Consider the following 22729-nt stretch of genomic DNA (forward strand, 5'->3'; position numbering starts at 1 on the left):
CTTACTTGATTCAATTATTTATACTAATGACCAATTAGTCATTTGTCAATGATATGCCCTAGGAGCGATTAATAACTATGATGAAAAAACAATTAATTATGGAAAAAGCATTAGAGCTTTTTTCAGAACAAGGCTTTGAAGCTACATCAGTACAGCAAATTACAGAACGTTGCGGGATTTCTAAAGGAGCGTTTTACTTATCGTTTAAAACTAAAGATGAATTGATTTTATATATGATCGACCACTATATGCAACAGTTTATTGTCGATGTTGACTTGGTAGTCAGAAGTGCAGAAACTAAACGGGATTTGTTGGTTGAATTTTATAAATGCATTTTTAAAAGATTCAATGAGAAGTCTCAAGCAGCGCGTTTTTTGATGAAAGAGCAAGCACTAACACCTAATAAGGAGCTGTTCAAGAAAGTAAATTCTTATGAAATAATTATGACGCAATCGATTATTCGCATGTTAGAAGAACTCTACGGAGAAAAAATGAGCGATAATAAATATGATCTTGTCTATTGTATAAAAGGTTTTATGAGGAGCTATTCTGAGTTGTTTTTATTTCATGAGTTACCATTGGACTTAGAAATTATATCAAATTCGTTAGCTGAAAAAACAAATATACTAGCAAAATACATGACCATTCCATGTGTTCCAAAGGAATTGGCACAAATCGTAGAAAATCCATTTGACCAGGATATTTCTATTGGTAAGTTACATGAATTACTTGACCAAAATATTGAAGGTTTAGAAGAATCAATTGAACGCGAATCATTAGAGCTTTTAAAAGAACAAATTGATCATCAAACACTAAGCAAAGCAATCGTTAAAGGATTAATTGGAAATGTTAGACATTTAGAAGATTGCAAATGGACAGCTTATGTACTTTTCAAATATTTTGAGTTGTAGAAGCGAGCGTTATGATGTTTCGCTAGTAAAGAGATAGATACAATTGTAAGTTAGGTACATGCGATAAATAGAAATGTTCACAAGTAATGTTGAACATTTTTATTTTTTTATTGGTAATGATTTCAAAGCATCTTCGGCATTTTTGAAAGGTTCGTTGATGCAAAGTAACGTTTCAAGATAACAAGCGACTTCTATTGGCAGAGAAAGTTCCTCCTGCCAGCTTTTTTCTTTGCGTGAAGTAGGCTCGTAGGTGGAGTATAGTAAAAATAATAAAAAATGTCCTACAAAATATAAGTCGCTAATATGATTTTCAGCTCGCTTAGGATTACGAATTGTTGCAAAATCAACTTCCTTTATATAGGTTGCCAGGCCGAAGTCGATTATATGAAGATTTCCTTTCACAAGTAGGATGTTAGGAATACGTAAATCACGGTGCACGATGCCTTTATTATGTAGTGAGATGACTTGTGTTAACAAATGTTGTGTAATAGAAAGTGCTTCAGTGATTGTAAACTTTTGCCCATCGTCAAATATTAATTGTTCAAATGTTTGCCCGTCTAAATAATCCATCACAAAAAACGGTAAATCTAGAAGTATACCTGTCATTTTTATAGAAGGAATAAAGGGTAGAGCTAATTGTTCAAGCATTTGAATTTCTTGCATAAATTTTCGTTTCGTTTTTTGAGAACGACGGTGTTTGGGCCGAAGACATTTCAATACATATTGTTTTTGAGAAAAATTCTCTTCAACTAAGTAAGCTCTACCGTATGAGCCGTACCCAAGAAATTTGATAAATGTAAAATCAGTATGCTTTGTAATATAGTATTGAACATTTTTATCGAACTTCGTTTCACGTGATTTTTGCCACCACATTAGCTACTGAAGAAGCTGTGTGAGCTAAAGAAACTACGTGAACTTTTTCGACGACTGCCTTTATAAAGCTTGTGACCGTAATAATTATGGTGCTTTGAATATTTACGGCGACTGCTTGACGAATGGCGACGGTGGCTTGATGATGTACCTTTTAATAAGGATTTGATGATTTTATCGAACGTATACCGCTCCTTTTTTGAGTTTGTATTACTATATACGAAAAAAAAATAAAGAGGTTTCAATGTTTTGAAAATAAAATAAAAAAAGAAGCTAGGCAAAATTTGCGTAGCTTCTCTAATCATAGAAAACTATACTTCCATAATTATAGGTAAGATCATTGGACGACGTTTTGTTTTCTCGAATAAGTAAGGTCCTAAAACGTCAGTAATTTCATTTTTAAGTTCAGTCCATTGAGGCGTTTTGCCTTGGATTGCCCCGTTTAAATGACGATTTAACATTTTTTGTGCTTCGTTTATCATTGTACCTGATTCACGCATATAGACGAATCCACGTGAAATAATGTCAGGTCCAGAAACCATTTTTTGTTGCTGCATATCCACGCTCACGACAACAATTACTAAGCCTTCTTCAGAAAGTATACGGCGATCGCGTAAAACGATATTGCCGATATCTCCAATACCATTTCCGTCAATATATACATCACCAGAAGGGATGCGACCAGTTACGTTTGCTTCGTTCGTGCTTAATGCAAGAACATCACCATTTTCCATAATGAACGTATTTTCAAGAGGGACATCACAATTTTCCGCTAAATGAGTATGCATTTTTAACATGCGGTACTCACCGTGAATCGGCATAAAGAATTTAGGTTTCATTAGGCGTAACATCAGTTTTTGTTCTTCTTGAGAACCGTGTCCTGATGTATGGATATTATTAAGTGCGCCATGAATAACCTCTGCACCTGCACGGAAAAGTAAGTTGATAATTTTATTGACGCTCACTGTGTTACCTGGTACTGGTGAAGAAGAGAAGATTACAGTATCACCAGGCTGAATTTGGATTTGACGGTGTGTACCATTGGCAATACGAGAAAGTGCAGCCATTGGTTCACCTTGAGAGCCTGTACATAATATCATTACTTCGTTAGCAGGTAAGCGATTAATGCTTTGTGCGTCAATGAAAGTATCTTTAGGTGCATTAATATAACCGAGTTCACGGCCAATTGTAATAGCATTGTCCATTGAACGCCCGAATACAGCAATTTTACGACCGTATTTTATGGCTGCATCTGTAGCTTGTTGCAAGCGATGGATGTTTGATGCAAAGGTAGCAAAGATAATACGGCTATCCACTTTGCGGAAAATCTCATCAATGCTTTTACCAACTGTACGTTCAGACATTGTAAAGTTAGGTTTTTCAGCGTTTGTACTATCAGATAGTAAACATAGTACGCCATCGCGCCCGATTTCAGCCATTTTTGTTAGGTTAGCTGGTTCACCCACGGGCGTAAAGTCGAATTTAAAGTCACCAGTATGCACGATGTTACCTGGTGGCGTTTTTACCACAATACCATAAGCATCAGGAATACTGTGTGTCGTTCTAAAGAAGCTGACAGATGTTTTTCGGAATTTAACAATATCTTCTTCTTTAATCTCGATAAGTTTTGTTGTACGTAATAAGCCATGTTCTTCTAGTTTGTTACGTAGTAAACCAAGCGCAAGCTTACCGCCATATACAGGAACATTTATTTGACGCAGTAGGTACGGGATACCACCAATGTGATCTTCGTGTCCGTGCGTAATAAATAACCCTTTGATTTTATCGACATTACGTACTAAATACGTGTAATCTGGAATTACATAGTCAATTCCTAGTAAATCATCTTCTGGGAATTTAATGCCGGCATCAATTAGAATAATCTCGTCTTGAAATTGAACGCCATAAGTGTTTTTGCCGATTTCGCCCAGTCCGCCAAGTGCGAAAACAGCTGCTTGGTCATTCTTAACAAACTTCATGTTTGTCAAATTTCCTCCAAGATGAAGTTCGGACTAGCTTGTTCGTAATCAAGGTAGTTACCTTCAAGCAGTTGGATGAACTCGATGTTGTAATTACGGTCTTGTAACTTTTGACGTACTTCGCGCTCTGAAGCAGCTTCAAGGTATAGACTTTTAGTGTTTTCGCGAACTGGAATATCATTTGCTTTTTCTTGATAATAAACTTTGTAAATCATGGTTTACTCTCCTTTATTTGCGTACATTATTATTGCATTTTTGTCTATTACCACACACGTACTACAAGAAAAAATCGCGAATTTCTAGTATACTGTAAAAGAAATGAGCGTTTGACTTTCTTGTACCTCATTACCTAAATTGTTCAATTAACAACAATTTTTAAATAATGAGACAGTGGTTGCGCATAGCCAAATAAATGCATTTCCTTTATATTATCACGCGGTTACACTAAAATAAAGAAAAGCCCTTCAAATAATGAAGGGCAAATGTTAGGCAATTGATTTTTTACCGAGCAGGCCGCGAAGTTGCTTTAACAATTTTTGTTTAAGTCTCTTCATCATGGCACATCACTCCTTAGGATCATTATAGTGGATAAATTTGTAATTGTAAAGTGATTAAGCTTTGCAGATAAAACATAAATAAAGAAAGGAATTCAACGATGAAAAAAATATTATTTTTTGATGTAGATGGCACACTTTATGATAGTACAAAACAGTTACCAGCTTCAGCGAAAGCAGCTTTACTAGAAGCGCGTAATAATGGATATGAGTTAGCAATTGCTACGGGACGAGCGCCGTTTATGATTGAGTCATTACTAGACGAGCTTGACATAAATACGTATGTGACGTTTAACGGTCAGTATGTTGTCTACCAAGGTGAGGTTGTCTATGCAAATGGCGTAGATAAAGAAACTTTAAGTCAGATTGTAGCTTTTGGTCAGGCCCGTAATGAACCAGCCGTATTTCTAGACGACAAGCAGATGATTGCTTCTGTTGATGACAATGATAGGGTTGCAGAAAGCTTAAATACGTTGGAATTTCCGTACCCTAATCTCGACTCATCTTATTATATGCAGAACGATGTCTATCAAACACTTATATTTATTGAAGAGAAAGACGAAAAATTGTATCAACAAAAGTTTCCAGAAGTGCAATTTGTACGTTGGCATAAGTATTGTTGTGATATTTTGCCAAAGGGAGGTTCGAAGGCTGCAGGTATCGAGAAGTTGCTAGCCAAAATGAACTTGACGATGGAGGATGCAATTGCCTTTGGGGATGGTTTAAATGATGTCGAGATGCTAGAGGCTGTTGGTGTCGGTGTCGCGATGGGGAACGGGCACGATAAAGCAAAAGCTGTCGCTACACATATAGCAGATCACGTAGATGCGGATGGCCTTGCAAAAATAATGCGAGAGTTAAAAATTATTTAACATAAGCACTGATTAATGAGGACGATAATAATCGATTTCTATATATAGAAAATGAAAGAAGCAACTAGTTCGAGGGATTAATTCCTGAACTAGTTGCTTTTTGATTTAACTCATGAAATAGTCGTACTTACGGTTTTTAATTGTACTCCTGCTTCGTTAAATCGTTTTATAGAATTGGGATCCAGGGTGTCATCCGTGATAATCATGTCTACCATATCGAGTGGACATACTTGAATGGCAACATTTTTATTGAATTTTGAAGCATCTGTTGCGACATAGACAGATTGAGAAATATTGATAATTTCTTTTCTAGTAATTGCCTCGTCTATATTGAAATCTGAAATGCCTTTTTCAAGGGTGATACCACTTGTGCAAATAAAGGCTTTGTTAATGTTGAGATGCTTAAAATGGAATAGAAAATCATTTGATGTTACCGATTTCTCTGAATGGCGGATTTTCCCGCCGATTATCATCACTTCCACATTAGAGCCAATCAGGTCGAATGCAATCGGAAGTGAATTGGTGATAATAGTAATGTTCTTTTTGTCTAGTAAGAATTGTGTGATTTGATAAGTTGTCGATCCGCTATCTAAAAATATACAATCCCCATCTTCTACTAATGCAGCACACCCTTTAGCAATGGCGATTTTTTCGTTTAATTGTTGATTGAAACGACTGTCTATTAATCCTTCTACGGGCTCAATGTATTTCACCCCACCATAAAACTTTTCTATTTTTTTACCTTGTACAAGTTGATGGATATCCCGACGAATCGTTTCCATTGATACATTAAATTCTTTTTGTAAGGTTTTTAATTTTACGACTTTATTCTGCCTTACAAATTGCAAAATTTGTTGTTGTCTTTCTATTGTATACATCGAATCACCTCAAATGTTATTTACTCAAATTAATCATAAGTTTGTCAACAAGTGGTCAGGATTTACTCAACATTTACAAAAAACCGATATCACCTTTACAAATGAGCCCTATACTATGCTTAAGAACAAAAAATAAAGAGGTGAACAACTTGTTGGAGCTAAAAGATATTTCAAAAAGTTATAAAGATAAAAATGTCTTACATGATATAAATTTAAGCATTGCACCTGGCGAAATTGTTTCTTTACTTGGACCTAGTGGCTGCGGAAAAACAACTTTGCTTAACATTATTTTAGGGCTAACAGATCAAACAGCTGGACAACTTCTTTATAACGGGCAAGACATTTCGAATCAGCCAATGCAAGAGCGTGGCTTTAATATTGTTTTCCAAGACTTTGCCCTATTTCCGCATCTGAATGCTTATGACAATATCGTATATGGATTACGCAATAAAAAAGAAAAAATGTCAAAAGATGAGGTGCAAGAGTACATTGAGTTTTTAGAACTCACACCACATTTACATAAAAAAATCCACGAATTATCGGGTGGTCAAAAACAACGGGTTTCGATTGCGCGAACTCTTATGATGCAACCTAAAATCTTGTTGCTCGATGAACCTTTAAGTGCGCTCGATGGCGTAATCAAAGAGTCGATTAAAGAACGAATTAAATCTATCGCACGGCAATTTAATTTAACGACAATTATCGTGACGCACGATCCTGAAGAAGCGTTAACATTATCGGATAAAGTATTGATCATCAATGAGGGTACGATATCGCAATATGGAACGCCTCATGAAATATTGAAATCACCAAAAAATCAATTTATAGAAGATTTTATATTAAGGCAGCTAGATATTAAGCGTCATAACATATATCAGTTGTTTGGAGAATCATATGCTTAAAACTAATAAAACCGTGAAAACACTATTCATTCCGATTATCTTCTTTTTTATCTCTTTCTTATTTGTACCTTTATTATGTATGTTCTGGCAGTCGATTAGGATGGGGAAAACTTTTACGCTTCAAAACTATGTGGAAGCATTAGGGAGTGCGGAAATTCGGGTAGCATTTATAAATAGCTTTCAAGTATCATTTGTAGCTGCCATTCTTACGACATGTTTAGCTTTTCTTTTGGCATATGCGGTGCACTTTACTGTCATGAACCAATTTATTAAAAGGCTTTTGCAAATCGGCATTACATTACCGATGCTGTTGCCAACAATTACATATGGATTTGTACTAATTTACACTTTTGGCAATCAAGGCATTGTAACGAAACTATTCGGCGAACCGTTATTTACGATATATGGATTTAATGGGCTACTGATTGGCTACGTACTGTACACGCTACCTGTTGCTTTTATATTAATGCAAAACTCAATGCAGTATATTGACAAGCGTTTTTTACTCGTATCGACACTTATGCATGATAAACCATCACGACGATTTTACCATACAGTTTTCCGCCCGATGATCGGTACGATTGGTGGCGCATTTATTTTAACATTCATATTAAGTTTTACTGATTTTGGGATACCAGCTTCCGTTGGTGGTAATTTCGATGTCATCGCTACAACACTTTATCAATCTATGCTTGGATCTATTGTAAAGTTTGAACAAGGTGCTGTGATTTCAGTACTAATGCTCATACCTGCTGTTCTTGGAATTGTGATGTTAAGTATGTTAGAACGGTTTAACTTTCAGTATAAGCATGTTAGTCAAAGTGAACTCGTCAAGCATCGTGTACGTGATATAACGTTTGGAATAATTTCACTTATCAGTGTTGGTGTCATATTCGTAATTTTTTCTACAATGATTATTGTGCCTTTTACAAAGGGTTATCCATATGATTTAAGCTTTACCTTGGAGCATGTACAAAACGTACTTGCAGAAAAGGAATTGACGAAAGTATATGTCAACTCACTAATCGTCGCGTTTTTAACCGCAGCTTTTGGGGTATGTATAACGTTCATCTCCGCATTATTAAATGTGCGAACACCGCTTAAAGGACGTAAAAGCTTGGACTTTGTATCGATGGTCACGAACACAGTACCTGGTATGGTCCTCGGTCTTTCTTACTTATTTCTCTTTAATAATAGTTCATTAAAAGGAACTTTTCTTATTATTATTGCCTGCAATATTGTTCACTTCTTTACTACTCCATATTTAATGGCGAAAAATTCGCTACAAAAAATGGATCCAACTTGGGAAGTGACGGGGGAATTGCTAAAGGATTCATGGATAAAAACTGTCATTCGCATCATTTTGCCGAATGTCCGTCCGACGATTATTCAAATGTTTAGCTACTATTTTTTAAATGCAATGGTGACTGTGAGTGGAGTTATTTTCCTTGTGAGTACAAGTACTATGCTTGTATCGACACGCATTAAAGAACTACAGCACTTTGCGAAATATACAGATATTTTTGTGTTATCAATTTTCATTTTGTGCACGAACCTCATTGTGAAATTAGGTTGTGATTATATAACAACAAATAAAGAAAAGACGAAGGGGCTTTGATGATGAAAAAATCAACGGCAATGATGTTAGGTACAGTTAGTTCAGCGATTGTATTAGCGGCATGTGGTGGAACAGCTGCAGAGACAAAAGACCAAGTGATTATTTACTCAAATGCAGATGATGAAGCAGTTGAAGTAATGGAGGCTACTTTGGATAAAAAAGGATATGAAGGGAAGTATTTAATCCAGTCATTTGGTACGTCTGAATTGGGTGGCAAAATGATGGCGGAAGGAACGAAGATTGAAGCGGATGTCGTTACGATGGCTTCGTACTTTATTGAAAGTGCGCAAAGCTCAAAGCCGATGTTTGTGGAACTATCTTCGGATTTAAAGCCATTAGATGAAAGTTCTTCATATGCATTGCCGATTTTAGGGAATACAGGGTCGATTTTCATTAATACTGATTTGTTAGCGCAAAAGGGGCTCTCGGTACCAAAGACAATCAAGGATTTAACAGATCCTAAGTATAAAGATTTAGTGTCATTTCCAAACATTTTGGATTCATCAACGGGCTGGCTATTAGTGCAGGCAATTATTAATGAGTATGGAGAAAAAGAGGGGAAACAAGTCTTAGCCGATTTAATTAAGAATGCGGGCCCTCATATTGAAAGTTCAGGATCGGGTCCTATAAAGAAAGTGAAAACTGGTGAGGTGGCAGTTGGATTTGGTTTACGTATTCAGGCTATTGATGCAAAAAATGAAGGTCTACCTATTGAATATATTGACCCAACAGAAGGGAATTTTACATTAACTGAATCGGTTGCTGTTGTAGATAAAGAAGGGGATGATGCGTTAGCGCTCGAAATAGCGAAAGTTATTGCTACAGAGGCACGAACGGATTTGCTAGAACAATACCCAGTAGCTCTATATGAGGGTGAGCAAGTAAAAGTAGAGCATATTCCTGCACACCTGAAAAAATGGGAAACAACATTAACGGTCGATTTATTAGAGAAACATCAAGCGTTTTTCAAGGAAGCAAAATAGGGGGATTCACATGAACACATACAAATTACTAACACCAGGACCATTAACAACAACAGCGGCAGTAAAAAAAGAAATGCTAGAAGATCGTTGCACTTGGGATGACGACTATAAGCAGGTTACACAAACGATTCGTAAGCAGTTAGTCGACTTAGCACAAGCTGAAGAAACTGAATATACAGCGGTTCTTATGCAAGGTAGTGGTAGCTTCGTTGTGGAATCGGTTTTAACAACAGCTATCGGTGACAATGATAAGGTACTAATACTTACAAATGGTGCGTACGGTGAACGTATTGCGGAAATGGCGAAAACATTGCAATTTCAACATGTTGTTTATAGTGTGCCGTACAATGAGCAACCTTCACACTTAGAAGTTAGAGCGCTTTTGCAAAATGATTCTGCAATTACGCATGTAGCTGTTGTCCATTGCGAGACGACTACAGGTATGTTGAATCCAATTGCTGAAATAGGAAAAATTGTGAAGGAGTTCGGTAAAACATATATCGTAGATGCCATGAGTAGCTTTGGTGGAGTACCGATGGATGTGCCGAGTCTACAAATTGACTACTTAATTAGTAGTGCCAACAAATGCGTTCAAGGTGTCCCGGGATTCGGCTTTGTTATTGCGAAAATTGAAGCGTTGGAAAAATGCGAAGGGCAAGCTAAAAGTGTTGCGCTTGATTTATATAGCCAATGGAAAGTCATGGAGGTTGATGGTAAATGGCGTTTCACATCACCTACGCACGTTGTAGCAGCATTTGCAAAGGCGTTAGAAGAGCTAATTGAAGAAGGTGGTGTCCAAGCGCGTTATAGCCGATATGCTAAAAATAATGAAATTGTTCGTAAGCGATTAGCTGCAGTTGGCTTTGATGCGTACATTTCGGAAGCTCAGCAATCAGCAATTATCACAACGTTCTTATTTCCACATGAGGGCTTCTCATTCGAGCATTTTTATAATGAGATGAAAAATGGCAGCTTCGTCATCTATCCAGGGAAGCTAACTGATTTTGATACATTCCGTATTGGGAATATCGGGGATGTTCATGAAGAAGATATGAATACTTTATGTGAAATTATCGAAAACTATATGGCGGTGAATACAAAATGAGAGTAGAAGCGATTGTATTGGATTGGGCAGGAACAGCGGTTGATTTTGGATGTTTTGCACCAGTGAATGTTTTTCTAAGTATTTTTGAAAATGCAGGGGTACCTGTAACGTTGGAAGAGGCACGTAAGCCTATGGGGATGTTGAAAATTGATCATATTCGTACGATGCTTGAGATGCCGAGAATTAATGAAGAATGGAAACAAGTGCATGGGCAGGCATATAAGGAAGAAGATGTTCACGCGATGTATGCTGAATTCGAAACAAAGCTAATGGAATCTCTTGCAACTTATACAGATCCGATTCCTCATGTGATCGATACAGTGGCTACAATAAAATCAGAAGGTATTCGTATCGGCTCTACAACGGGCTATACAGATTCAATGATGGCTGTAGTAACAAAGAACGCGGAGGCAAAAGGATATAAACCGGACTTTTTAGTAACACCTGATCAAGTAGGGAATGTAGGTCGACCATATCCGTATATGATCTTTAAAAATATGGAGAATCTTGGTGTGAAATCTACAAAGCAAGTCGTGAAAGTAGGCGATACGACATCTGATATTCAAGAAGCACTAAATGCGGGTGTGTGGGCTGTTGGTGTCATTATTGGGAGCTCAGAAATGGGCTTAACGGAAGATGAATTTAATGCGTTAACTGAAGAACAACAACAGCGCGTGATTGAAAAAACTAAACGCATCTTCGAGGATGCAGGCGCACAATATACAATTCAAACAATGGCAGAACTTCCTGCATTACTTGAAGTAATCAATGAGCGTTTAGGGAATGAGTTAGTACAATCATAGGATTTAGGAAAAGTATTTTGAGGTTTCTTAATGCGTCTACATTTTATTAGTTTTTGAATTCTAACAACTAAAAGAAGGCATCCTGTATAGCTCGCTATACAGGATGCCTTCTTTTAACAGATAAGAAAGTATAGGTGTTTAGTGATGCCTAGGCATTCGTACCATTGTTTGTCGGAGCAAAAAGGTCCCGAATGTGCTTTTCTTAGTCACGATCATATGGTATAGAATTTGGAATATCCGCATATGGATTTTTCTCATTAATACGGTCATAAAACATAACGCCGTTTAAATGGTCTAATTCATGTTGGAATGCGATAGCAGCTAGTCCTTTAAGTCGCATCTTTTGCTCTTCGCCTTCTATAGTTTTGAACTTCACTGTAATACGCGCGTGTCTTGGTACATATCCAGGAACATTACGGTCGACAGAAAGGCAGCCTTCACCAGCTGTAATGTAAGTACTTTCAACAGAATGGCTAACGATTTTTGGGTTGATGGCAGTAAAGCTTACTAGTTCGCCGTTATCATCTGTTAAATGTAGTGCAAACATACGATGTAAACTATTTACTTGGTTGGCAGCTAAGCCGATACTTCCGCGTAAATTATACTTTTCAATCATTTCAGGGTCTTGGCTATTTTTTACATATTGTAGCATATCCTCAGCTAATTGCTTTGTTTCTTCAGATAAAGGGAATTTTACTTCTACAGCTTTAGTGCGTAAAGTTGGATGTCCTTCGCGAATAATATCATCCATTAAAATCATATGTAAATCTTCCTTTCAATTACATTGTACGTTTTTTTCTAGTATACCTCACTTTTAAATGCATTCAATGAAAAATGACTTTGTTAATTTATTTTCTAATTGTGATTGTTTTGGGGGAATAAGGGTATTCTACTATTGTATTTTATGACTAGAAACGTAATGGTGTTATAAGGTGGATGAATTGTTATAATACAGAATGTGTGTAATTGTAGTACAGTATAGGACAGGTTGTGATTAGTATTTTCTAAAGAGAAATGTTTGGAAATGTCCGTAATATTTGATTGACCGACGATATTTAATTCAGTATACTAAGTGCTAAGAAGTAGTTGTACTAGTGAATTAGTGATTTATTTTAATACAGTTGAAAGGGAGATGTGACAAATGAGTATGAAAAACAATAATATTTTTGATCCGAAACAAACGCTAGCTGAAATTGAAGACAAATTTGAAATGTTTCAAATCCTAAATGAAGATGGCGAAATTATAAATGAAGAAGCTGATCCGAAATTATCGGATGAGGAGCTAGTAGAATTAATGACGCGTATGGTCTATACACGTATTCTAGACCAACGTTCGATTTCTCTAAATAGACAAGGTCGTTTAGGTTTCTATGCACCAACAGCAGGTCAAGAAGCTTCACAATTAGCATCTCAATATGCTTTAGAAAAAGAAGACTGGATTTTACCAGGTTACCGTGATGTTCCACAAATTGTGTGGCATGGATTGCCGCTTGAGAAAGCGTTTTTATTCTCTCGAGGTCACTTCATGGGCAATCAAGTACCTGAAGGTGTAAACGTTTTAGCGCCACAAATTATTATTGGCGCACAATACATTCAAGCGGCAGGGGTGGCGCTTGGTCTTCAAAAACGCGGTAAAAAAGCAGTAGCTGTTACGTATACAGGTGACGGTGGTTCATCACAAGGTGATTTCTACGAAGGCATTAACTTTGCAGGTGCTTTTAAATCACCGGCCATTTTTATCGTACAAAATAACCAATTTGCGATCTCAACACCACGTGAATTGCAAACAGCAGCAAAAACAATTGCACAAAAAGGTATAGCAGCAGGCTTACCGAGTATTTTAGTAGATGGAATGGATGCCCTTGCAGTTTATGTTGCAACACGTGATGCGCGTGAACGAGCTGTAAACGGAGAAGGTCCTACGCTAATTGAAACAATGTGTTACCGTTATGGTCCACATACGATGGCTGGCGATGATCCTACACGCTACCGTACATCAGATACTGATAGTGAATGGGCATTAAAAGATCCATTAGTACGTTTCCGCAAATATTTAGAAGTAAAAGGTTTATGGGATGAAGCGAAAGAGGAATCTGTCATTGAGCGTACTAAAGAAGAAATTAAAGAAGCCATCAAAAAAGCAGATGCAGCCCCTAAACAAAAAGTAACAGAGTTAATGGAAAATATGTATAAAGGCGAAATGCCTTCGAACTTAAAAGAACAGTATGAAATCTACAAAGAGAAGGAGTCGAAATAAGCTATGGCACAAATGACAATGATTCAAGCAATTACAGATGCACTTCGTGTGGAATTAAAGAACGATGAAAACGTTCTTGTATTCGGGGAAGATGTCGGTGTAAATGGCGGGGTATTCCGAGCGACTGAAGGCCTACAAAAAGAATTCGGTGTGGATCGAGTTTTCGATACGCCGTTAGCTGAATCGGGTATTGGTGGCTTAGCTGTTGGTCTTTCTCTACAAGGTTTCCGCCCAGTACCTGAAATTCAGTTCTTTGGTTTCGTATTTGAAGTGATGGACTCAATCAGTGGCCAATTGGCACGTATGAGTTATCGTAGTGGTGGTGTATATAATGCACCAGTAACAATACGTTCTCCGTTTGGTGGTGGGGTACACACACCAGAAATGCACTCAGATAGTTTAGAAAGTTTAATGACTGCACAACCTGGTTTAACAGTAGTGGTACCATCGACACCATACGATGCAAAAGGGTTACTAATTTCATCTATCCGAAATGATAATCCAGTTATTTTCTTAGAACATTTAAAACTATACCGTTCATTCCGAGAAGAAGTACCTGAAGAAGCGTATACAATTCCGCTTGGCAAAGCTGATGTGAAGCGTGAAGGGAAAGATTTAACGATTATCGCTTATGGATTGATGGTACATGAAAGTTTGAAAGCAGCGGAAGAATTAGAAAAAGAAGGTCATTCTGTAGAAGTGATTGACTTGCGTACAATTCAACCTTTAGATATTGAAACAATTATCGCCTCTGTTGAAAAAACAGGTCGTGCAATCGTAGTACAAGAAGCACAAAAACAAGCAGGTATTGCAGCAAATGTAGTTGCTGAAATTACAGAGCGAGCAATTTTAAGTCTAGAAGCACCAGTACTTCGTGTTGCGGCACCTGATACAATTTACCCATTCCCACAAGCAGAGGGCGTATGGTTACCAAACTTTAAAGACGTAATGGAAACTGCAAAAAAAGTTTTAACATTCTAAGGACGAAGAGGAAGGATGGTCTAAATGGCATTTGAATTTCGATTACCAGATATAGGAGAAGGTATTCATGAAGGAGAAATCGTAAAATGGTTCGTCAAAGCTGGCGATACAGTAAAAGAAGACGACATTCTTTGTGAAGTTCAAAATGATAAAGCAGTTGTAGAAATTCCGTCTCCAGTAGATGGAAAAGTTGAAGAAGTATTAGTAGGCGAAGGTACGGTTGCTGTTGTAGGTGATGTTTTAATTCGTCTTGATGCACCAGGTTACGAGGATTTAAAACTAAAAGGCGACGACCATGCGGCTGCTAAAGAGGAAGCTCAAGTACAACCTAATGCTGAAGCAACTCCAGTAGCAGAGGCAGCACCGGTGATGGAAGAAGTTTCCGATACAACAAAACGTGTCATTGCAATGCCTTCTGTTCGTAAATTTGCACGTGAGCATGATGTGGATATTCAGATGATTGCCGGGACTGGAAAAAATGGTCGTATTTTAAAAGAAGATATCGAGAATTTCCTAAATGGTGGCGGTGTAGCACCAGCTGTAGAAGCAACGCCTAAAACAGAGGAAGTGGCAGTACAACCAGAAGCATCGACTGTTGCAGCACCAGTTGTACTTGAAGGTGAATTCCCTGAAACACGCGAGAAAATGTCAGGTATTCGTAAAGCAATTGCTAAAGCAATGGTACATTCGAAACAAACAGCTCCGCATGTTACTCTAATGGATGATGTTGATGTAACAGAACTTGTTGCACATCGGAAAAAGTTCAAAGATATCGCCGCTCAAAAAGGTGTGAAATTAACGTACTTACCATACGTAGTAAAAGCCCTTGTTTCGACATTGCGTGAATTTCCAGAATTTAACCGTTCGTTAGATGACGCAACACAAGAAATTATTCAAAAACATTACTACAATATCGGGATAGCAGCAGATACAGAAAAAGGATTACTTGTACCAGTAATTAAACATGCTGAACGTAAATCTATATTTGCTGTATCGAGTGAAATTAATGAGCTAGCGACAAAAGCACGTGATGGCAAACTTGCACCGCATGAAATGAAGGGTGCATCTATGTCAATTACGAATATTGGTTCAGCAGGAGGACAATGGTTTACTCCAGTAATTAACCATCCTGAAGTAGCGATTTTAGGTATTGGCAGAATTTCAGAAAAACCTGTAATAAAAAATGGTGAAATTGTAGCTGCACCTGTGTTAGCATTATCATTGAGCTTTGACCATCGTATGATCGATGGAGCCACTGCACAAAATGCTTTAAATCATTTGAAGCGTTTGTTAAGTGAGCCAGAATTATTATTAATGGAGGCGTAACAAAAATGGTAGTAGGAGATTTCCCAATCGAAACAGATACTCTTGTCATTGGTTCAGGTCCTGGAGGATACGTAGCTGCAATTCGTGCAGCTCAAACTGGCCAAAAAGTAACAATCGTTGAAAAAAATGTACTTGGTGGTGTGTGCTTAAACGTAGGTTGTATTCCATCGAAAGCATTAATTTCAGTTGGTCACCGTTTTGAACATGCTAAACATTCAGATGACATGGGTATTATCGCTTCTGATGTAAAATTAGATTTTTCAAAGGTACAAGCATTCAAAGACAGCGTTGTTAAAAAATTAACTGGCGGTGTTGAAGGCTTACTTAAAGGTAATAAAGTTGAAATCGTACAAGGTGAAGCTTACTTCGTTGACGCTCATTCAGTACGTATCATCAATGGTGAATCTGCTCAAACTTACACATTCAATAATGTAATTTTAGCAACAGGTTCTCGCCCTGTTGAAATTCCAACTTTCAAATTCTCTGACCGCGTACTAAGCTCTACTGGTGCACTTTCTTTAAAAGAAATGCCGGGTAAATTAGTTGTAATTGGAGGCGGTTACATAGGTACTGAATTAGGTTCTGCTTATGCAAATCTAGGTGCTGAAGTAACAATTATTGAAGGCGGAAAAGACATTTTAGCTGGCTTTGAAAAACAAATGACTCAAATTGTGAAAAAAGGCCTTAAAAAGAAAAACGTTGCTATCGAAGTAAACGCTTCTGCTAAAGGTGTTGAAGAAACAGAGAATGGTGTAGTAGTAACTTATGAAGTTGGCGGAGAAGAGAAAAAAGTTGAAGCTGACTACGTATTAGTAACTGTTGGTCGTCGTCCAAATACAGACGAAATGGGTCTTGCTGAAATTGGTATCGAATTCGGAGAACGCGGTCTGATCAATGTAGACAAACAATGTCGCACAAATATTCCGAACGTTTATGCAATCGGTGATATTGTTGCTGGTCCTCAACTTGCACATAAAGCTTCTTACGAAGGTAAAGTTGCTGCTGAAGCAATCGCAGGCGAAAAATCAATCGTGGATTACTTAGCGATTCCAGCTGTATGCTTCACAGACCCAGAAATGGCAACTGTAGGTTACAATGAAGAACAAGCAAAAGCAGAAGGTATTGAATACACTGCGGCAAAATTCCCATTTGCAGCAAATGGTCGTGCACTTGCGCTTAATCAACCAGAAGGCTTTGTGAAGCTTGTTGCTCGTAAAGAAGATGGTTTATTAATCGGTGCTCAAATCGTTGGTGCTGGTGCATCTGATATGATCTCAGAGATGGGCTTAGCAATCGAAGCTGGCATGACTGCGGAAGATATCGCATTAACAATTCACGCACATCCAACTTTAGGTGAAATTACAATGGAAGCTGCTGAAGTGTTACTTGGCAACCCAATCCATATCGTAACTAAAAAATAATATAGATCTACTTATATGGCTACAAAGCGATCATGCTTTGTAGCCATATTTTTTTGACGTATCAGAATCTATATACGTTATATATAAATCATTGCTTTGAAAGTGGTAGATTGATTTCCGCTACGGGATGCTCGCTTTCCATGGGCGAGCACCGAGCCGTTTCCTCCATGTCGTTTCATATAGGGTCTCGGTATCCTTGTATTTCCTGCAGGAAACTTTTCTCTGCGACGCTACAATAAGCAAAAATTACGCTAGCGTTGAACATAGAAATCACCAAACTTCTGATAAATAACAATTTGAAGTTTTACATTTTTCTGAGAATAATATCTATTTATAGTGTAATCTAATAGTAAAAATACTAGATAACATATAAGATAGAATTATAAATATTCTAATAATTTTGTAGAGGTGAATAGAATGGAATTGGGGTTACATGGGAAAGTGGCGGTCATTACAGGTTCAAGCAAAGGGATAGGTTACTATACGGCAATGCAGCTAGTGAAAGAAGGAGCGAAAGTCGTTCTTTGTGCACGTGGGGAGAAACAATTACAAGTAGCGGCAGCCTGTATTAAGAATGAAACTGGCGAAGATGTATTGGTAGTACCAGCGGATATTATGAAAGAAAAAGACTGCCAAGAATTGATTGAACGTACGGTATCACATTTTGGACGTCTTGATATTTTAGTAAATAATGCTGGTACGGCATCAGCCAATCCATTCGAAACTGTAAGTAGCGCTTTATGGCAAGCGGATTTAGATTTAAAAGTATTTGGCGCTATTCATTGTTCGAAATATGCAGCCCCACATATGCGCAAAGTTGGTGGTGGTGCGATTGTCAACGTGGCGGCTGTCATGGCTAAAACACCACCAGCGAGCTCACTACCTACAACAGTGAGTCGGGCTGCTGGTCTTGCGTTAACAAAGGCGATGAGCAAAGATCTAGGAAAAGACAAGATCCGTGTGAATTCAGTGTGCATTGGACTTATTCGAAGTGATCAAATCGAGAAGAAGTGGAAATCTGAAGCGCCAGATTTAACTTGGGAAGAGTACTCACAAAAAGTAGGGCAAAGCATTCCGCTAGGGCGAGTAGGAGATACGGAGGAAGCGGCGAATGTCATTACATTTTTAGTATCTGATGCTGCAAGCTATGTCACTGGTACAGCTCTAAATATTGACGGTGGATCAGGCCACGCTTTATAACAACAAAAAATTATGGCCTAATCATTTTAAGTAGTAGCATAAATAGCTGTATGAATACCCATAACAATAGAAATTAAATGTTTTTTTACAAAATCAATTGATAAATTACTCGATATGAGGAAAATAACAACCTAAAAATACCAATCTGTTTTAAAAGGGATTTATCATCATGGGTGAGGGTGGTTTCCATTCCGGCTGGGCGCTTTCCGGGGGCGTCTGATGAGCAGCTTCACTCGCTCTAGGGTCTTATCTGGGACGCTAATCCCCCAAGGAGCTTTGCTCTGTAGCGAAAGTCAAAAGCCGTCAGCTATATTCGCCCAGCCTCCACTCCAATCTAATCAAAAAGCATACTAAAATAAATGTACTCTTTAATAGAATGCTTACATCCATTGATAGAATCCTGTCTACCACCTTATTAGATGGAAATAAATGTTTGATATTTTGCTCGTAATGAGTAAATTACATGCTTTTTCTGCATAGATTAATTTAGATCTATTATATTATTTTTCCAATATTATAATAGACAGAAAATTTCAACAGATGTAGAATGGGGATAAGGAGGTGAAAAGTGGCAAAATTATGAACAGAATTTTGCTACGTAGTTAATGAAAATCATTCGAATAATTGTCCAAGTAGGTATATTAAATATTTTTTATTACATAGGTGTTGGAATTGTTTCATTATTACACTTACCTTTTCCAGCAAGTATAGTGGGTCTATTGCTGCTTGCGCTCTCTCTACAATTTAAAATTATTAAAGTGGAATACATTCAAGATGGTGCTGGATTTTTAATTGGTGTATTAACATTATTTTTCATACCGGCAACAGTAGGTGTCATCGATTATCCACAACTCTGGACGTCAACTGGTTTACTGGTCATGTTAGCAGTAACAGTGAGTACGCTAATTGCGATTTATGTTACTGGTTCAATTAGCCAAGTAATTGAGAGGAAGGAAGCTGCTAAAAAGGATAGATCGGTAGAGAAGGCGAAGGGGGGCGTAACCGTTGAATGAAATTATTGTTGTCCTCGGCACAATTAGCTTATTTATGCTTTTCACTAAATTTTACCAACGATTTCCGCATCCGTTAACGATTCCACTAGTAACAACGACTCTAGTGAGTGCATTAACGTTAGTCGTATTAAAAATTCCATATGCAACGTATATGGAAGGAGGCGAGTGGCTACAAAAAATGCTTGGACCTGCAGTGGTGGCACTTGCCTACCCTTTATACAATCAACGGACGATCGTGATGAAGTATAAGTTTTCAATTCTTTCTGGGATTGTCATTGCAATGGTGACGGGTTTAATGTCTGTTTTTGTGATGTTGAAATGGATTGGCGTTAATGAAAGTTGGTTGCTCACGGCGATACCTAAGTCATTAACGACACCGGTTGCTATGCAAGTAAGCGAAACGATTGGTGGCATTGCTCCTTTAACTGCTGTGTTAGTCATGCTAGCAGGATTTGTTGGGGCAATTATTGGTCCGCTTGTTATTAAATATGGAAAAATCGAATCGGCTGTAAGTAGAGGTGTGTCGGTTGGTAGTGCCTCACACGGTGTAGGGCTTGTAAAATTGAAAGATTACGGTGAACAAGAGTTATCGGTAGGTTCATTGTCGATGGGTTTAACAGCGATAGTTGGAGCATTTTTATGTCCGCTCTTTGTATATATATTTATGTAGAAAAAAGGCTGTCTCAAGCTTGAGGCAACCTTTTTTTCTATTGGTGAGTAGGAAAGTGGCAATAAAGGGTCAATGTTTAAACAGTCCATCTAACCTCTCTGAATGATGAGTTGGATTGTGTGCGCAAGACCTGTATGAAGTATGCCTTCATTCCGTACTTGTTCTCCTGTAAAGAAATGAATGATTTTATGTGGTTTGCACCAAGCGAGAACTTCGGTTGGATCATATAAAAAGTCAAGATGTTTTGGGCCACCTGAAGCATATGAAAGTTGGTATGTAGAATATAATTCCATCATAACTACGCCTCCGGGTTTTACAGAGCTTACGATGCGCTCAAATACATTGTATTGTTGTTCGTGTTGAAAATGCCCAAATATCATAATAGCAGCATCAAAGGTATCAACTGGAATATCATCATGCAATAAATCAATAAGTTTGGTTTGTACTCTAACAGCATGCTTTTTTGCGAGTTCCTCGGTTTTAGCTAAACCGCTTTGGGCATAGTCAAATGCTGTCACTGAATGTCCTTTTGAAGCCAAATAAACAGCATTCCGTCCTTCCCCTTCCGCATAAGCTGCTACTGTTCGATAATCTTCTAAATGTTGTGCAAAGTTTTTAATAAAAGTATTTGGTTGTTCACCGTAAATATATTCTTTTGTTTGAAATCGTTCGTGCCATGGATTCATAAGATCACTCCTTTATTGCCATTGTAAGTAAGTGGTAACGTAGAATCGACTTTTTTGCTCAAAAAAGCAGACTAGTGAGAATTTACTAGTCTGCAATATGCTTTTTTCACATAATCGCTTTTCTCTCTTTTATGACACGAATCGTCTGTAACGTATTATCCTCTGGGCCTTGTACAGGTAACCCGGCCTCGATATTCATCTGAACATATTGAATGTTTTCCTCAGTTATTATTTCCCCGGGAATAAATATTGGAATACCGGGTGGATAAACCATAATGAATTCTGCACAAATACAATTATGCGCGTCAGCAAGAGGTACGACCTCTGTATCTGCATAAAAGGCATCACGTGGGGACATTGCTAGCGCAGGTATTTCCGGTACAGATACATGTGTTTCTGTAATCGTAGCTTCAGAATCAAATGCCTTGGACATACGTTGTAAGGCATTAGCGAGTAGATTCATTTCTTTCTTTGTATCACCAAGTGTGACAAGACATAAAATGTTGTATAAATCCGACAATTCGACCTCGATATTGGCGTTATGTCGCAACCATTCTTCGGCTTGATGTCCTGTAATACCTAAATCCTTTACGCTAATAAGTAGCTTTGTTGGGTCCATGTCATAAGTTGCAGAAGAGTGTAACTTCTCTTTACCAACGCATGTTAGATGTGGGATTTGGTTTATACGCTTCCGTGTATCTTTTGCTAGGCGAATGGCCTCATCAATTAAATCGTGACCATGAATCGCTAGCTGACGTCGTGCTGTATCCAGTGATGCTAAGATTGGATACGATGTGGATGTTGTCGTCAGCATTGAGAATACAGCTTGTACACGTTTCGCTGAAATACGACCTTCACGTACGTTAAGTACAGAGCTTTGTGTCATAGAACCACCAAGTTTATGGACGCTCGTTGCTGCCATATCTGCGCCTGCTTGCATCGCGGATAAAGGCAGGTCATCATGGAATTTAATATGTACACCATGTGCTTCATCTACAACAACAGGTATGTTACGACTATGCGCAAGCTCAACAATTCGTTTTAAGTCTGCAGCAAAGCCAAAGTAAGTTGGGTTAATAACAAGCAATGCTTTGGCATCAGGGTACGCATTAAGTGCCTTTTCTACAGCCTCCGCAGAAATACCGTGTGATATTCCGAGCTCACTATCAACTTCTGGATGAATAAAAATTGGAATTGCGCCTGCAAAAACAATAGCTGACATGATAGATTTATGAACATTCCGTGGTACTAAAATCTTATCACCTGGACCGACGACGGTCAGGATCATCGTCATAATGGCGCCACTAGTACCTTGAACGGAAAAGAATGTATGATCAGCACCAAAAGCGTCAGCTGCTAGTTCTTGAGCTTCTTTAATCGCGCCTTTTGGTGAATGTAAATCGTCTAGTGGAGCAATATTAATTAAATCGATTGATAAAACGTTGTCGCCGACGAATTCGCGGAAAGCTGGATCCATTCCGCGCCCTTTCTTATGGCCTGGAATATGGAACTGAATTGGGTGTCTGTTCCGGTGTTTTAATAATACGTCGAACAATGGAGTCTCTAATTGTGACAACGCAGGTACCACCTCACTTTTTTAATATTTTGAAAACAAATGAATTATAGCACCTAACAACTTCCATGAATAGACTTTTAATAAAAAAAATGAAGGATTTTCTAGCAACCTTAAAGAAGTACTT

The 22729-nt window shown here is 37.9% G+C and carries 21 protein-coding genes; 14 read left to right on the forward strand and 7 right to left on the reverse strand.

Annotated features, from left to right (window positions below):
* Positions 1-80: 80 nt before the first annotated feature.
* Complete coding sequence (locus ACIQZG_RS05465) at positions 81-911, forward strand: TetR/AcrR family transcriptional regulator (RefSeq protein ID WP_402754155.1); 831 nt, start codon at positions 81-83, stop codon at positions 909-911.
* Positions 912-1010: 99 nt separating this feature from the next.
* Here the strand turns inward: ACIQZG_RS05465 and ACIQZG_RS05470 are convergent, their stop codons facing one another.
* The 3 genes from ACIQZG_RS05470 to ACIQZG_RS05480 all read right to left on the reverse strand — a co-directional run bounded on the left by ACIQZG_RS05470 (position 1011) and on the right by ACIQZG_RS05480 (position 3975).
* Entirely contained in the window at positions 1011-1784 is a 774-nt protein-coding gene (locus tag ACIQZG_RS05470) for a serine/threonine-protein kinase (RefSeq protein ID WP_402754156.1), read from the reverse strand.
* A gap of 308 nt (positions 1785-2092) precedes the next feature.
* On the reverse strand, positions 2093-3760 hold the full coding sequence (gene rnjA / locus ACIQZG_RS05475; protein ID WP_402754157.1) for a ribonuclease J1: 1668 nt from the start codon (positions 3758-3760) through the stop codon (positions 2093-2095).
* A gap of 5 nt (positions 3761-3765) precedes the next feature.
* Positions 3766-3975 (reverse strand): DNA-dependent RNA polymerase subunit epsilon, encoded by a 210-nt coding sequence (locus ACIQZG_RS05480; RefSeq protein WP_402754158.1) that lies wholly within the window; start codon positions 3973-3975, stop codon positions 3766-3768.
* A gap of 440 nt (positions 3976-4415) precedes the next feature.
* On the opposite strand from ACIQZG_RS05480, the gene ACIQZG_RS05485 reads away from it, so the two are divergent.
* Positions 4416-5186 carry a Cof-type HAD-IIB family hydrolase gene (locus ACIQZG_RS05485; protein ID WP_402754159.1) on the forward strand — a complete coding sequence of 257 codons (771 nt, stop codon included), beginning with the start codon at positions 4416-4418 and terminating at the stop codon, positions 5184-5186.
* A 110-nt stretch (positions 5187-5296) separates the two neighbouring features.
* On the opposite strand, the gene ACIQZG_RS05490 is transcribed toward ACIQZG_RS05485, so the two are convergent.
* Positions 5297-6064 carry a DeoR/GlpR family DNA-binding transcription regulator gene (locus ACIQZG_RS05490; protein ID WP_402754160.1) on the reverse strand — a complete coding sequence of 256 codons (768 nt, stop codon included), beginning with the start codon at positions 6062-6064 and terminating at the stop codon, positions 5297-5299.
* Positions 6065-6213: 149 nt separating this feature from the next.
* Here ACIQZG_RS05490 and ACIQZG_RS05495 point away from each other — a divergent pair, with 149 nt between their 5' ends.
* The 5 genes from ACIQZG_RS05495 to phnX are packed head-to-tail and all read left to right on the forward strand — an operon-like array spanning position 6214 to position 11475.
* Positions 6214-6966, forward strand: coding sequence for an ABC transporter ATP-binding protein (locus ACIQZG_RS05495; RefSeq protein ID WP_402754161.1), 753 nt, complete (start codon positions 6214-6216; stop codon positions 6964-6966).
* The gene (locus ACIQZG_RS05500) at positions 6959-8584 is read left to right on the forward strand and encodes an ABC transporter permease subunit (protein WP_402754162.1); all 1626 of its coding nucleotides are present in this window, start codon (positions 6959-6961) and stop codon (positions 8582-8584) included. The genes ACIQZG_RS05495 and ACIQZG_RS05500 overlap by 8 nt, the downstream gene beginning before the upstream one ends.
* Before the next feature lie 2 nt (positions 8585-8586).
* The gene (locus ACIQZG_RS05505) at positions 8587-9567 is read left to right on the forward strand and encodes an extracellular solute-binding protein (protein ID WP_402754163.1); all 981 of its coding nucleotides are present in this window, start codon (positions 8587-8589) and stop codon (positions 9565-9567) included.
* A 10-nt stretch (positions 9568-9577) separates the two neighbouring features.
* Positions 9578-10672, forward strand: a complete 1095-nt coding sequence (gene phnW / locus ACIQZG_RS05510) for a 2-aminoethylphosphonate--pyruvate transaminase (RefSeq protein ID WP_402754164.1) — start codon at positions 9578-9580, stop codon at positions 10670-10672.
* Positions 10669-11475: a phosphonoacetaldehyde hydrolase gene (phnX, locus tag ACIQZG_RS05515; RefSeq protein ID WP_402754165.1), complete on the forward strand. Its 807-nt coding sequence runs from the start codon at positions 10669-10671 to the stop codon at positions 11473-11475. The genes phnW and phnX overlap by 4 nt, the downstream gene beginning before the upstream one ends.
* Before the next feature lie 202 nt (positions 11476-11677).
* Here the strand turns inward: phnX and def are convergent, their stop codons facing one another.
* Positions 11678-12235: a peptide deformylase gene (gene def / locus ACIQZG_RS05520; protein ID WP_402754166.1), complete on the reverse strand. Its 558-nt coding sequence runs from the start codon at positions 12233-12235 to the stop codon at positions 11678-11680.
* A gap of 381 nt (positions 12236-12616) precedes the next feature.
* Between def and pdhA the strand changes: the two genes are divergently transcribed.
* From pdhA to ACIQZG_RS05555, 7 genes are all read left to right on the forward strand, one after another.
* Positions 12617-13732 (forward strand): pyruvate dehydrogenase (acetyl-transferring) E1 component subunit alpha, encoded by a 1116-nt coding sequence (gene pdhA / locus ACIQZG_RS05525; protein ID WP_402754167.1) that lies wholly within the window; start codon positions 12617-12619, stop codon positions 13730-13732.
* 3 nt (positions 13733-13735) lie between these two features.
* Complete coding sequence (locus ACIQZG_RS05530) at positions 13736-14713, forward strand: alpha-ketoacid dehydrogenase subunit beta (RefSeq protein WP_402754168.1); 978 nt, start codon at positions 13736-13738, stop codon at positions 14711-14713.
* Between the two features lie 24 nt (positions 14714-14737).
* Positions 14738-16039, forward strand: coding sequence for a dihydrolipoamide acetyltransferase family protein (locus ACIQZG_RS05535; protein WP_402754169.1), 1302 nt, complete (start codon positions 14738-14740; stop codon positions 16037-16039).
* A 5-nt stretch (positions 16040-16044) separates the two neighbouring features.
* On the forward strand, positions 16045-17460 hold the full coding sequence (lpdA, locus tag ACIQZG_RS05540; protein ID WP_402754170.1) for a dihydrolipoyl dehydrogenase: 1416 nt from the start codon (positions 16045-16047) through the stop codon (positions 17458-17460).
* A gap of 417 nt (positions 17461-17877) precedes the next feature.
* Entirely contained in the window at positions 17878-18660 is a 783-nt protein-coding gene (locus tag ACIQZG_RS05545) for an SDR family NAD(P)-dependent oxidoreductase (RefSeq protein WP_402754171.1), read from the forward strand.
* 605 nt (positions 18661-19265) lie between these two features.
* The gene (locus ACIQZG_RS05550; protein WP_402754172.1) at positions 19266-19673 is read left to right on the forward strand and encodes a CidA/LrgA family protein; all 408 of its coding nucleotides are present in this window, start codon (positions 19266-19268) and stop codon (positions 19671-19673) included.
* Positions 19666-20343 carry an LrgB family protein gene (locus tag ACIQZG_RS05555; RefSeq protein WP_402754173.1) on the forward strand — a complete coding sequence of 226 codons (678 nt, stop codon included), beginning with the start codon at positions 19666-19668 and terminating at the stop codon, positions 20341-20343. The genes ACIQZG_RS05550 and ACIQZG_RS05555 overlap by 8 nt, the downstream gene beginning before the upstream one ends.
* Before the next feature lie 89 nt (positions 20344-20432).
* Here ACIQZG_RS05555 and ACIQZG_RS05560 read toward each other — a convergent pair whose 3' ends face one another.
* Together ACIQZG_RS05560 and ACIQZG_RS05565 are read right to left on the reverse strand one after the other, a co-directional pair.
* Positions 20433-21029: a class I SAM-dependent methyltransferase gene (locus ACIQZG_RS05560; protein ID WP_402754174.1), complete on the reverse strand. Its 597-nt coding sequence runs from the start codon at positions 21027-21029 to the stop codon at positions 20433-20435.
* Positions 21030-21135: 106 nt separating this feature from the next.
* Complete coding sequence (locus ACIQZG_RS05565; RefSeq protein ID WP_402754175.1) at positions 21136-22605, reverse strand: aminotransferase class I/II-fold pyridoxal phosphate-dependent enzyme; 1470 nt, start codon at positions 22603-22605, stop codon at positions 21136-21138.
* Positions 22606-22729: the final 124 nt, after the last annotated feature.

This window comes from Lysinibacillus sp. NPDC096418 (assembly GCF_044762775.1).
In the GTDB taxonomy this organism is placed as follows: Bacteria; Bacillota; Bacilli; order Bacillales_A; family Planococcaceae; genus Lysinibacillus.

What these genes read in the sequence shown, in the direction of transcription:
- ACIQZG_RS05465 (WP_402754155.1), top strand. Translation starts at nt 81, where the DNA reads ATGAAAAAACAATTAATTATGGAAAAAGCATTAGAGCTTTTTTCAGAA.
- ACIQZG_RS05470 (WP_402754156.1), bottom strand. Translation starts at nt 1,784, where the DNA reads ATGTGGTGGCAAAAATCACGTGAAACGAAGTTCGATAAAAATGTTCAA.
- rnjA (WP_402754157.1), bottom strand. Translation starts at nt 3,760, where the DNA reads ATGAAGTTTGTTAAGAATGACCAAGCAGCTGTTTTCGCACTTGGCGGA.
- ACIQZG_RS05480 (WP_402754158.1), bottom strand. Translation starts at nt 3,975, where the DNA reads ATGATTTACAAAGTTTATTATCAAGAAAAAGCAAATGATATTCCAGTT.
- ACIQZG_RS05485 (WP_402754159.1), top strand. Translation starts at nt 4,416, where the DNA reads ATGAAAAAAATATTATTTTTTGATGTAGATGGCACACTTTATGATAGT.
- ACIQZG_RS05490 (WP_402754160.1), bottom strand. Translation starts at nt 6,064, where the DNA reads ATGTATACAATAGAAAGACAACAACAAATTTTGCAATTTGTAAGGCAG.
- ACIQZG_RS05500 (WP_402754162.1), top strand. Translation starts at nt 6,959, where the DNA reads ATGCTTAAAACTAATAAAACCGTGAAAACACTATTCATTCCGATTATC.
- ACIQZG_RS05505 (WP_402754163.1), top strand. Translation starts at nt 8,587, where the DNA reads ATGAAAAAATCAACGGCAATGATGTTAGGTACAGTTAGTTCAGCGATT.
- phnW (WP_402754164.1), top strand. Translation starts at nt 9,578, where the DNA reads ATGAACACATACAAATTACTAACACCAGGACCATTAACAACAACAGCG.
- phnX (WP_402754165.1), top strand. Translation starts at nt 10,669, where the DNA reads ATGAGAGTAGAAGCGATTGTATTGGATTGGGCAGGAACAGCGGTTGAT.
- def (WP_402754166.1), bottom strand. Translation starts at nt 12,235, where the DNA reads ATGATTTTAATGGATGATATTATTCGCGAAGGACATCCAACTTTACGC.
- pdhA (WP_402754167.1), top strand. Translation starts at nt 12,617, where the DNA reads ATGAGTATGAAAAACAATAATATTTTTGATCCGAAACAAACGCTAGCT.
- ACIQZG_RS05530 (WP_402754168.1), top strand. Translation starts at nt 13,736, where the DNA reads ATGGCACAAATGACAATGATTCAAGCAATTACAGATGCACTTCGTGTG.
- ACIQZG_RS05535 (WP_402754169.1), top strand. Translation starts at nt 14,738, where the DNA reads ATGGCATTTGAATTTCGATTACCAGATATAGGAGAAGGTATTCATGAA.
- lpdA (WP_402754170.1), top strand. Translation starts at nt 16,045, where the DNA reads ATGGTAGTAGGAGATTTCCCAATCGAAACAGATACTCTTGTCATTGGT.
- ACIQZG_RS05545 (WP_402754171.1), top strand. Translation starts at nt 17,878, where the DNA reads ATGGAATTGGGGTTACATGGGAAAGTGGCGGTCATTACAGGTTCAAGC.
- ACIQZG_RS05550 (WP_402754172.1), top strand. Translation starts at nt 19,266, where the DNA reads ATGAAAATCATTCGAATAATTGTCCAAGTAGGTATATTAAATATTTTT.
- ACIQZG_RS05560 (WP_402754174.1), bottom strand. Translation starts at nt 21,029, where the DNA reads ATGAATCCATGGCACGAACGATTTCAAACAAAAGAATATATTTACGGT.